Origin of the sequence: Microbispora sp. NPDC046933 (assembly GCF_040644635.1) — a bacterium.
Classification (GTDB): domain Bacteria; phylum Actinomycetota; class Actinomycetes; order Streptosporangiales; family Streptosporangiaceae; genus Microbispora.
The window spans coordinates 1-11,099 of sequence record NZ_JBEYWW010000072.1 but is presented as its reverse complement, the minus strand read 5'-3'; the positions used below and the strand labels follow the sequence as shown (position 1 = coordinate 11,099).

Here is an 11,099-nt window from a genome sequence, read left to right as displayed (position 1 = left end):
GCCTTCCGCGGCCGCGTCGGCGAGCTGGTCGAGGTAGACGAAGATGGCCTCGCCCAGGTCGTACAGCGTCCGCGGGTCGCGAACTCCCCGGCCGGCCTTCCGCGCCGGGTGATGGTGACGGCCGACCTCGTGGAGGGCTCCGCCCCGCGACGCCTGACGACGCCGCGTCCTGTGGGGTCAGTCCTGCTTGCGCGCGCCGAACATGATCTCGTCCCAGGTCGGCACCGACGCCCGGCGTCCACGCGACTTGCGGGGCCGCGGGGGAGCCGGCTTCGGCACTGGTGGGGCGGGCGTCTCCGGCTTGGCGTCCTTCGGAGCCTCCTTCTGCGCCTCTTTCGCCCCGTCCTTGGACCCGTCGCCCGCACGCTGCGTCTTCCCGGCGTCCCCCGTCCGGGGCGCCGGGGCGGTAGCTGGAGCCGAGGCCGCCGGAGCGGCAGGAGCCGCCGGTGTGGCCGGAGCGGAAGGTGCTGCGGTGGGCTCCGAAGTGGGCGCCGAGGTGGTCGCCGAGACGGACTCTGTGGGCGTGCTCGGCGCGGGCGCACTCGCCGCTGGGGCGTCGGCCGCGGGGCCTGCCGTGGGTTCCTTCGCGGAGTCCGGGGGTGCGGAGTCCGGGCGTGGAGCGGGTGCGGGGACGGGAACAGCGGCCGACGGCGACGCCTCGTCCGTCGCGCCGCCCTCGGCCGGGCGCACTGCCGTGTCCGTGCCCGTGTCCGCCGCCGTGTCCATGCCCGTGTCCGTGCCCGTGTCCGCGCCGGGGACCGGCTGAGACGCGGACGCACCGGCCGAGGGCTCGGCCGGGGTCGCGGCCTCCGCGGCCGCGCCGGGGACCGACGCGGCGGCCTCCACGGCGGTCTCCGTGCTCTCGCGGCGGGAGGCGCCGCCCTCGGCGTCCTGAGAGGACGCCGCGGAGGTCACGACGTCCGTCGCCCCGGAGCCTGTCATGCCGGAGTCCGGGGTCGGGGTGGTGCTCGTGGTCGTCGTGGAGTCCTCGGTGGCCACCTGGTCCACGGGCGTCGCCGGACGCGCGGCCTCCTGCGCCTCCGGCGCTCCACTGGGTGGCGTCACGCTGGTGGGGACGTCGGGCGCCGCGTCCGGGGCGGCAGGCTCCTGCGGGCGGGACGCCGGTCCGGCGACGGCGGCCTCCACGGTGGCGGGCCGGGGCACGCCGGACTCGACGACGGCACTGTCCCCGACGGTCACGGGGGCCGGCACGGGGGTGTCCGCCACAGGCGCGGGAGCCGGGGCATCCGCCACAGGCTGGGACGCGGCCTGGCGTCCCACCGCATCCTGACCGTCCTCGCGGCGCGCGCCGTCCCCGGAGGTCTCCCGGCCCGGAGCGTCCGGAACGCCCGCGCCGGACGGGGTGGCCGGGGCGACGTCGAAGGGCGTAGGCGGGTCGGAGGGCGTACGTGGAGGAGCGGCCTGCGCCGCGGATTCGGCCCGCGGCCTGTCCTCCACCCTGTCCTCCACCCTGGGCTCGACGGCGGGCGGCGGGGGCGCGGCATCGGGGGTGGCGACGAGCGACTGCGGCAGCCGGAAGGGCACCGGGGTCAGCTCGGGCCGGTACGCCGCCGGTTCGTCCGCGTACGGCTCGGGCCGGCCGGATTCCGCCCGCAGCGGCGGGCTCAGCCGCGGCGCCGGCACAGGCTCGGACCGCACCGCGGGCTCGGAGCGTACGGCAGGCACGCTGAGACCGGGCTCGTCGCGGCGGGGAGAGGTCTCCTCGGGCAGCGGCGGCACCGGGGCGAGCTTGGGAGACGCGAGGCGGGGCACGAAGGGCCGCACCGTGGCGTCGTCCCGCTCAGGCTCGACGTACTCGGCGGCCGACAGGCGCATGGCCTCGTCGTCGTTGGGGGTGATGTGGCGGCGGCGAGGGTCGAAGAGCCACTCGGCGTGACGGGTGTGGCCGTTCCAGACGAAGCCGAGCCGCACCCGCCACAGGTTGTCGTCGCGCTTGGCCGAGTCCCAGTCGATCTCGTCGGCGGGCACGCCGCGCCGGGTGAGCCGCTCGGCGACCAGCTCGCCGAGCGTGGGCCCGGGGGTGGTCTCGCCCGGCATCCGGACCGAGACCCGCTGGGCCTGCTGGGCCATGTACTCGCGCTCCTGGAGAACCGGTCCCTCGAACCAGCGGACTCTCTCCACCGGAATGCCGGCGGTGGCCGCGATCTCCTCCGCCGTCTCGCCGGCACGGATGCGCGCCTGGATCTCCTTGGGACGCAACGGGCTCTCCACTTCGATCTCGTACTGGCCGAGACGGGAGAAGTTGCCGCGGACCGCAGCGCGGAGCCGGTCGTCGACGGGCAGCGTGAAGCGCGTGCCCCGCCCGGCCGTCGCCAGGACGAGGTACGTTCCGTCCTCACTCACCGCGACGAGACGGAGCTCCTGCATGCGAGTCCCTTCGTCGTCGTGCTCTGTCTTCCCCCGGACCCTTGAGTCTCTCGCGTGAACCGGTTGCCTTCCAGCACCGTACCCGGCATGTCCGAACATCGCCTCGCCAGGGGGCGAGGCAGGTGTTGTGACCCCGGTCACATTTTTTGCGTTCACCTTTCCGCAACCTGTCGGTCGTGTGGAAGCGGCAGTCCACGGGCTGCGGCCGCGCCGCCGATCCGGCCCAGAAGGCGAGAGCGAGGGTCGTGTCTCCTCAGGTGGTGCGCGCCCACCGCCCGTCCGTACGGCACGGGCGCGGCGCACGGCGGCGTGACCGTGCCGTACGCCGTGCGGCCGGACCTGCGGGAGGGTCTCATTCCTGCTTGCTCCCTCGGGTTCGAGTGGCGTGCCGGGCTCTGGTGTGCCCGTGCTCCGCAATGTGCCTGCCCGAGGGCCGGCGCGGGCAACGCGACACGCGGAAGACGCCGGACCGTGGAGAGGGACTTTACGCGGCGATGGGGTCAGCCTTCCCGCGACGCGCCGAGCACCCGGTCGAGGTAATCGTTGGCGAACAGCCCGTCCGGGTCCATCTCGCGGCGCAGCGCGAGGAAGTCGCCGAACCTCGGATACACCGTACGCAGGTAGTCCGCGTCGCGGGTGTGCAGCTTGCCCCAGTGGGGCCGGCCCCCCAGCCTGACCATGATCTCCTCCACGCCCTCGAAGTACGCGGGGTTGGGCGCCTGGCGGTAGACGTGGCAGGCGACGTACGCCGAGGGCCTGCCGTACGCGGTGGACAGCCAGGCGTCCGAGGGCGGCGTGACCCGCACCTCGACCGGGAAGGTGATCGGCCAGCCCGACCGCTCCACGAGGTCGCGCGTCTCCCTCAGGGCCTGGGCGAGGTGGTGGCGCGGGACGGCGTACTCCATCTCCAGGAACCGGACCTCGCGCACCGAAGTGAAGATCTTGTAAGAGGTGTCGACGCACTCCGACGCGCCGAGCAGCCGCCCGGAGATCCCGTTGATCGCGGGCACCGCGCCGGGGAAGCGCGCCCCGACGGCGCAGGCCGTGCCGAACAGCGTGTTCTCCAGGAAGACGTTGTCGAGCCACCGCTTGAACGCCGCGGGCGGCCGGGCCGGTCCGGTGTCGCGGTTGTTGCGTTTGACCAGGCAGGTGTCGGTGTGGGGGAGCCAGAAGAAGTCGAGGTGGTCGTCGGCCTCCGTCAGGTCGTCGAGCGTGTCGAGGATCCGGCTGAACGCCATCGGCTCGCGGCGGTTGCGCAGCAGGAACGCGGGCTCCACCCGGAACGTGACGGCGGTCAGGATGCCCAGCGCGCCGAGACCCACCCGGGCCGCGTCGAACAGGTCGCCCTCGCGCACGGTCGTCACGGAGCCGTCGGCGAGCACCATCTCCAGTTCGACGACCTGGTCGGCGAGGCCGCCGACGTGCCTGCCGGTGCCGTGGGTCCCGGTCTGGATCGCCCCGGCGGCGGTCTGGGCCGTGATGTCGCCCATGTTGGCCAGCGCCAGGCCGCGCCGGTGGAGTTCCTCGTTCAGCGCGTGGAGCGGGGTGCCGGCGGCGACCTTGACCCACCCGTCGCCCGCATCGAGGACGCCGGTCAGCGCGCCGGGGCGCAGCAGGATGCCGTCGGTGAGCGCGACCCCGGTGAACGAGTGCCCGGTGCCGGTCATGCGCACGCGACGGCCCGCCTTCGCGGCGTCCCGCACGGCGTCGGCGACCTCGGCGGCCGAGGCGGGGGCGCGGACCTCCGCGGGGGTGACGGACTGGTTGCGCGCCCAGTTGACGAAGGCGTCCATGCTCCTCCCTCGCCCCCGGGCGTCCGTCCCGAGGTGAACATGAACACTACTCATGAATCGGCCCGCTGCCTATGGGCCCGCCTCTGTCTCAGTTCGTGTGCTGGTGACGCACACGGACCAGCGCGGAGCCGCCGAGGCCGACGGCGACCGCGAGCAGGCCGCAGGCGTAGGAGAAGCCGTACGCGTTGGACGCGCCGTACAGGTCGGTCAGCCGTCCGCCCGCCCAGGAGCCCACGGCGACGCCGAGGTTGATCGAGGTGGTGATCCACGCCATGCCCTCGTTGAGCTGGGCCGCCGGGACCAGGCGTTCCACCAGTGAGAACCCGGTGATGATGGTGGGCGAGATGGACAGGCCGGCGACGAAGAGCGCCAGCGCCATGATCCGCACGTCGCGCATGAGCAGCACCGGCGTGAGCCCGGCGGCGAACAGCGAGAGCCCCCGGACGAACCGGGCGCGCAGACTGATCTTCCACTGCCGTGAGCCGTACCACAGGCCGGAGACCCCGCTGCCGGCCGCGATCGACGCGAGCAGCAGGCCGGCCGCGCCCTTGCTGCCGTGCTCCTCGGCGAAGGCCACGGTGATGATGTCGACGGAACCGAACACCGCGCCCATGGCCAGGAAGACCGCCGACAGCACCGCGACGCCGGGGATCGCGATCGGGGACCCGGCCGCCCCCCGGTGTCGCACGGCGGGCGGTTCTGTGCCGCGGAGCGAGGCGAACGCCAGCGTGCCCGAGACGGTCAGCACGATCGCCGCGATCAGGCCCGCGTAGGGGTTGATCGCGATCGTGAGGGCGGTCACGAAGGCGGGGCCGCCCACGAAGATCACCTCGTCGGCCACGGACTCGAACGAGAACGCGGTGTGCAGCTTGGCGGGGTCGTCGAGCACGTGCGACCAGCGGGCCCGGACCATCGAGCCGAGCGAGATCCCGGTGGCGCCGGACGCCGCGCCCGCGGCGTACAGCGTCCACTCGGGCACCAAATCGTTCGCGCTGGCGTGCGCGCACAGCATCAGGACGGTGAGCGAGCAGCCGTGCAGCAGAACCAGCGGGACCAGCACCCGCGCCTGGCCGAACCGGTCCACCAGCCGCCCGGTGAGGGGCCCGGCCACGGCGACCGCGATCGAGAGGGTCGCCGCCACGGCCCCGGCCTTCGCGTACGAACCGGTGACGGCGGTGATCAGCAGGATGACGCCGATGCCGAGCATCGACATGGGCGCCCGCCCGACGAACCCCGCGATGACGAAGCCCTTGACTCCAGGCGTGCCGAACAGCCCGCGGTACGGCCCGACCATGTTGCGTTCCCCTTCGGCACGTAGTGCATGTGCGTCCGGGCCGGCCGTTCGACAGCGGCGGCGGTCCCGGGAGGCCCCGGGACACGCGGACGGCGTTTGTCTCCGGTTTGACCATCGCCTACCCGCATATCATGGGGCAAGTGATTTTTCCGCGTCGGGGGTGCAGGGTTCTGAGGTGAGATCGCCCACTCATACCGCCTCCACGCGGCTCCGCCCGATCGTGACCGGCCTCGCGGCCGTGATCCTGAGCGTCATCGCCGCCGGCGCCGCCTTCCTGGTCACCTGGCCGGAGAACGGCGCGCTGGCGGCCGGCGGCGGCCGGGCGGAGACGGGCCGGACCCGAACGGACGGGGCACGGGCCGACGACCCCCTTCCGGCCGCGCGGGCGACCGCGGGAAGCCTCGTGCCCGACCGCACGCTGCCGTCGAGCGCGCCGGTCGTCGGCGGGCCCGGCGTCCAGGTCACGCCGCCGCACCTCTTGGCCATCTCCCCGAAGCGGGTGCCGCAGCGCACCCTGCTGAAGATCGCCAAGCTGCCGCACGTGCAGAAGGTCGCGGTCGCCGACGGCGGCGCGGTGCACGTGTCCGGCACGGCCCTGCGGCTGCTCGCGGTCGACCCGGCCACGTTCCGGTCCTGGACGCCGAAGAACGTGGCCGATCACCCGGAGGTGTGGAGCGCGCTCGCGCGGGGCGAGATCGTCGCCGACGCGGCCGCGATCAAGCGTCTCGGCATGGTGCTGGGGGCGGAGTACCAGATCGACCGGGGCCCGAGGCTGCGCGTCGCGGCCTCGGCCTCGCTCGGACTGACCGGTGTGGACGGCCTGGTCAGCCGGGACCTGGGGCAGAGGCTCGGCTTCCCGGGCGGCGTCGTGGTGCTGGTCCACGGCGATCCCGGCAAGGTGAGCGAAACGGCGGTCGCGCGCCTGCTCGGCAAGGGCGCGCAGGTCGTGCGGGTCGGCCAGGCCGCCGTCCGGCCGCGGGCCACGGCCACGCCGGGGCAGGCCCTGGTGGGACGGCCCACGAGCTACCTGGACCTCTACCAGCGGGCCGCCACCGTCTGCCCCGGCCTCTCGTGGACCGTCCTCGCCGCCATCGGCCAGGTCGAGAGCAGCCACGGCCGCAACAACGGCCCCTCGTCCGCGGGGGCGCTCGGGCCGATGCAGTTCATGCCCGCCACCTGGAAGGCGTACGGCGTGGACGGCGACGGCGACGGCGAGGCGGACATCTGGAGCCCCTACGACGCGGTGCCGTCGGCCGCCAAATACCTGTGCGCCAACGGGGCCGGCGCCGGCGGCGACAAGCTCAGGAAGTCCGTGTGGTTCTACAACCACTCCTGGGACTACGTGAACAAGGTCCTGTCCCTCGCGGACGCGTACGCCCGCGCCTACGCCTCCTGACGCGGAAGGCCCGGCCGCGCGGGGACGGCCCCCGATGGTGTGCTCCTGCTCGGCCGAACACCGGGCGCCGGAGGCGATCAGGCCGGCCGGGCGGGCCGTACGGGCGCCGGGCAGCAGGTCGCCGGGCACGCCGCGGGCTCGGGCTCGGCGAGCAGTTCGGCCACCATCGACACGAACCTCGGGTGGGTGCCCGCGGTCGAGGCCCTGGTGAGGGCCATACCGAGCTTCTCGGCCGTGGCCGCGGCCTCCACGTCGAGGTCGTAGACGACCTCCATGTGGTCGGAGACGAACCCGATGGGCACCAGGACGGCCGACCGCACGCCCTCGGCGTGCAGCGCCTCCAGGTGGTCGCAGACGTCCGGCTCAAGCCAGGGCACCTGCGGCGGGCCGCTGCGGCTCTGCCAGACCAGGTCCCAGGCCCGCCCCTCGTCCACGTGTCCGGTCACCAGTTCCGCGGCCCGCCTGAGCTGGGCCTCGTACGCGCCCCCCGCCGGCCCCGCCGTGCGGGCCATGGAGACGGGGATGCTGTGCGCGGTGAACACGAGGCGGGCCTGCTCGCGGGCGTCGGCGGGCAGCCGGCCGAGGGCCTCGCGGGTGTGGTCGGCCATCGCCGCGATGAACCCGGGGTGGTCGTAGTAGTGGCGGAGCTTGACGATCTCGGGGGCGCCGGGGACGGCGGCGCGGGCACGGGCGATGTCGTCGAGATACTGGCGGCAACTCGAGTAGGAGCTGTAGGCCGCGGTGACGAAGGCCGCCGCCTTGCGGACGCCGTCCTCCTTCATCCGCCGGACCGTGTCCTCCAGGAACGGGTGCCAGTTGCGGTTGCCCCAGTAGACCGGCAGGTCCACGTCGAGCGCGGCGATCAGGTCGCGGCACTGCTGGTTGATCGGGCTGACCCCGCCGAACCCCTGGTAGTGCGCCTCGACCTCCAGCAGCCGCTCGCGCGGCACCCCCCGCCCCCGCACGACGTTCTCCAGGAACGGCATGACGTCCTCGGGTTTCTCCGGCCCGCCGAAGGAGACGACGAGCAGGGCGTCGTACCCGTTGGTGCTCCCCATGCGCCACACCTTACGCGGGGGGTACGACGGTTCCGCCCGCGCCTATAAGGCTTGGGCGGGCGGTGTGTCAGCGAGTAGGTTCGAGCGGTGAGCCAATTTCCGGACATCCGCGAATACACGGCCCTGCCGCGCGTGAACGCCCTGCGGCTGTCGCCCGACGGGACCCGGCTCGTGTCCGTGGTCCAGTCGCTCAATCCCGACGGCAAGTCGTACGGCACCGCGCTGTGGGAGATCCCCCAGGACCCCGGGGGCGAGCCCCGCCGGCTGACCCGGTCGGCGAAGGGGGAGGCGGGGGCCGAGTTCGCCCCCGACGGGACCCTGTTCTTCGTCTCCCGGCGGCCCGACGAGACAGCCAAGGAGAGCGGCGGCGACACGGCCGCCCTGTGGCTGCTGCCCGAGCGCGGCGAGCCGGCGCGCGTCGCCACCCGCCCCGGCGGGATCGGCGGCGTGCGGGCGGCGGGCGGCACGGTCGTCTACACCTCCGAGGTGCTGCCCGGCGACGCCGGAACCGAGGAGGAGCGGCGCAAGGCCCGCGAGGAGGCCGGGGTCAGCGCGATCCTGCACGAGGGCTACCCGGTGCGCTACTGGGACCACGACCTCGGCCCGGCCGGGACCCGGTTGTTCGCCGGCCGCGCCGCAGGCGAGGGACTGGAGGACGTGCGCGACCTCACGCCCGAGCCCGGCGGCGGGCTGCGCGACGCCGCGTTCGACCTGGCGCCCGACGGCTCGTCCGTGATCAGCACCTGGCAGGTGTTCCTGCCGAACGGGGACGTCCGTACGGACCTGGTCGCGATCGACGTCGCGGACGGGTCGCGGCGCACGCTCGCGACGTCCGGCGGGCACGATTTCACCGGGCCGGTCAGGGTGTCGCCCGACGGGCGGCTCGTCGCGTGCGTGCGGGAGCGGCACGGGACGCAGGAGACGCCGGTCGCGCTCGACCTGTGGGTGATCGACCTGGCCACGGGCGAGGGGCGCGCGGTCGCCGGGGAGATCTTCCCCGCGTCGGTCGCGTGGGCGCCCTCCTCGCGGGAGCTCTTCTTCGCGGCCGACCACCTGGGCCGCAGGCCGGTCTTCCGCGTCTCCCTCGACGGCGCGGTCACCCGGGTGACCTCCGACGACGGGGCGTACGCCGAGCTGTGCCCGGCGCCCGACGGCTCGGTCTACGCCCTGCGCGGCGCGATCGACTCGCCGCCGCGCCCCGTGCGGATCGCGGCGGACGGCTCGGTGACGACGCTGCCCTCGCCCACGCCGCCGCTCGAACTGCCCGGCACGCTGACCGAGGTGACCGCGACGGCCGAGGACGGCACCGAGATCCGCGGCTGGCTGGTCGTCCCCGCGGAGGCGACCGCCGAGGCCCCGGCGCCGTTCCTGCTGTGGATCCACGGCGGCCCGCTGGCGAGCTGGAACGACTGGAGCTGGCGCTGGAACCCCTGGATCATGGCCCGGCACGGCTACGCCGTGTTGCTGCCCGACCCCTGCCTTTCCACCGGGTACGGCCAGGGCATGATCGAGCGGGGCTGGGGCGACTGGGGGCCGGTGACCCACGCCGACCTCATGGCGATCACGGAGGAGTGCCTCAAGCGGCCGGAGATCGACGAGCAGCGGACCGCGGCGATGGGCGGCTCGTTCGGCGGTTACATGGCCAACTGGGTCGCCGGGCACACCGACCGCTTCCGGGCCGTCGTGACGCACGCCTCGCTGTGGAATCTGGACCAGTTCGCGGGCACCACCGACGGCGCGAACTACTGGCAGCGGGAGTTCGGCGCGCTCGGGTCCGCCCGCTACGCCCGGCTGTCGCCCCATCAGTGGCTTGGGGAGATCAGGACGCCGATGCTGGTGATCCACGGCGACAAGGACTACCGCGTGCCGATCGGCGAGGGCCTGCGGCTGTGGTGGGACCTCCAGCGCTCGGGGGTCGAGTCGAAGTTCCTCTACTTCCCGGACGAGAACCACTGGGTGCTCAAGCCCGGCAACGCGATCGCCTGGTACGAGACCGTTCTGGCCTTCCTCCGGCAGCACGTCCTGGGCGAGGAGTGGACCCGGCCGCCGTCCCTGAGCTGACCGTTGGATGGCGGTACATCCTGATTTAAGAGGATGTCATCCGTGCGGCCGACGCCCGAGCCGGGCGCCGGCCGCGCTTCGTTTTGAGCACGTACGAGGAGGGGGCAGGCCAGGATGGACGAGCGGGAGCACCGGCATGACCGGGCGCGGGTGGAGGAGCTGCTGGAGCTGGCGGCCGGCATAGCGGAGGAGGCCGGCCAGATGCTGCTCGCCAAGCGGCCCGCGCGGCCCGAGGTGCTCGCCACCAAGTCGAGCCCCACCGACGTCGTCACCGCGCTCGACCGGGCCGCGGAGGAACTGATCCGCAGCAGGATCGCCGAGGCCAGGCCGCGCGACGCGGTCCTCGGCGAGGAGGGCGGCGACACCCCCGGCGAGGGAGGCGTCCGGTGGGTCGTCGACCCCATCGACGGCACGGTCAACTTCCTGTACGGCCTGCCGGACTGGGCGGTCAGCATCGGCGTCGAGGTGGACGGCGAGATCGTCGCGGGAGTGGTGCACAACGTGCCGCGCGGCGAGCTGTTCACCGCGTCGAAGGGCGGGGGCGCCTGGCTGGGGGGTGAGCGGCTGCGCTGCAACACGGGCGTCCCGCTGGCCAAGGCCCTCGTCGCCACCGGGTTCGGCTACGCGGCCGGGCGGCGCCGGGTGCAGGCCGAGGTGCTGGCGCAGGTGGTGCCCCAGGTCAGGGACATCCGGCGGGGCGGCTCGTGCGCGGTCGATCTCTGCTCGGTCGCCGCGGGCCGGGTCGACGCCTACTACGAGCGCGGCACCAACTACTGGGACCACGCGGCGGCGGGCCTGATCGCCGTGGAGGCCGGGGCCCGCCTCGGCGGCCTGAACGGCAGGCCGGTGAGTCCCGACATGGCGCTGTGCGCGGCCCCGGGACTCTTCGAGGACCTGCACGACCTGCTCGTCCCCCTGGACCCCGAGCGCGACTGACGCGCCCGCGGGGCGCCCGCCGGCCGCCGGCGGGTTTCCGCGTCGGTCGTGGGCGAGTCCGGGCACGACCGTCCGGCCGTCCGGGCACGACCGTCCGGCCGTCCGGGCACGACCGTCCGGCCGTCCGGGCACGACCGTCCGGCCGTCCGGGCACGACCGTCCGGCCGTCCGGG

At 74.1% G+C, this 11,099-nt stretch carries 7 protein-coding genes; 3 read left to right on the top strand and 4 right to left on the bottom strand.

Going from position 1 to position 11,099, the window contains the following annotated elements; genetic code table 11:
• Nucleotides 1-177 precede the first annotated feature (177 nt).
• The 3 genes from sepH to ABZ857_RS43405 form a co-directional block, all read right to left on the bottom strand.
• A complete protein-coding gene (gene sepH, locus ABZ857_RS43415; RefSeq protein WP_357056627.1) occupies nucleotides 178-2,388 on the bottom strand; it encodes a septation protein SepH in 2,211 nt (736 codons plus the stop codon).
• Between the two features lie 500 nt (nucleotides 2,389-2,888).
• Nucleotides 2,889-4,181, bottom strand: coding sequence for a D-arabinono-1,4-lactone oxidase (locus tag ABZ857_RS43410; protein ID WP_357056625.1), 1,293 nt, complete (start codon nucleotides 4,179-4,181; stop codon nucleotides 2,889-2,891).
• 88 nt (nucleotides 4,182-4,269) lie between these two features.
• On the bottom strand, nucleotides 4,270-5,475 hold the full coding sequence (locus ABZ857_RS43405) for an MFS transporter (protein ID WP_357056622.1): 1,206 nt from the start codon (nucleotides 5,473-5,475) through the stop codon (nucleotides 4,270-4,272).
• Between the two features lie 175 nt (nucleotides 5,476-5,650).
• Here ABZ857_RS43405 and ABZ857_RS43400 point away from each other — a divergent pair, with 175 nt between their 5' ends.
• Nucleotides 5,651-6,871, top strand: a complete 1,221-nt coding sequence (locus ABZ857_RS43400) for a lytic transglycosylase domain-containing protein (RefSeq protein WP_357056619.1) — start codon at nucleotides 5,651-5,653, stop codon at nucleotides 6,869-6,871.
• A gap of 77 nt (nucleotides 6,872-6,948) precedes the next feature.
• Here ABZ857_RS43400 and ABZ857_RS43395 read toward each other — a convergent pair whose 3' ends face one another.
• Entirely contained in the window at nucleotides 6,949-7,929 is a 981-nt protein-coding gene (locus tag ABZ857_RS43395) for a ferrochelatase (RefSeq protein ID WP_357056616.1), read from the bottom strand.
• 87 nt (nucleotides 7,930-8,016) lie between these two features.
• On the opposite strand from ABZ857_RS43395, the gene ABZ857_RS43390 reads away from it, so the two are divergent.
• Entirely contained in the window at nucleotides 8,017-9,990 is a 1,974-nt protein-coding gene (locus ABZ857_RS43390; RefSeq protein WP_357056613.1) for a prolyl oligopeptidase family serine peptidase, read from the top strand.
• 114 nt (nucleotides 9,991-10,104) lie between these two features.
• Nucleotides 10,105-10,926, top strand: a complete 822-nt coding sequence (locus ABZ857_RS43385; RefSeq protein ID WP_357056610.1) for an inositol monophosphatase family protein — start codon at nucleotides 10,105-10,107, stop codon at nucleotides 10,924-10,926.
• The last annotated feature ends 173 nt before the right edge of the window (nucleotides 10,927-11,099 follow it).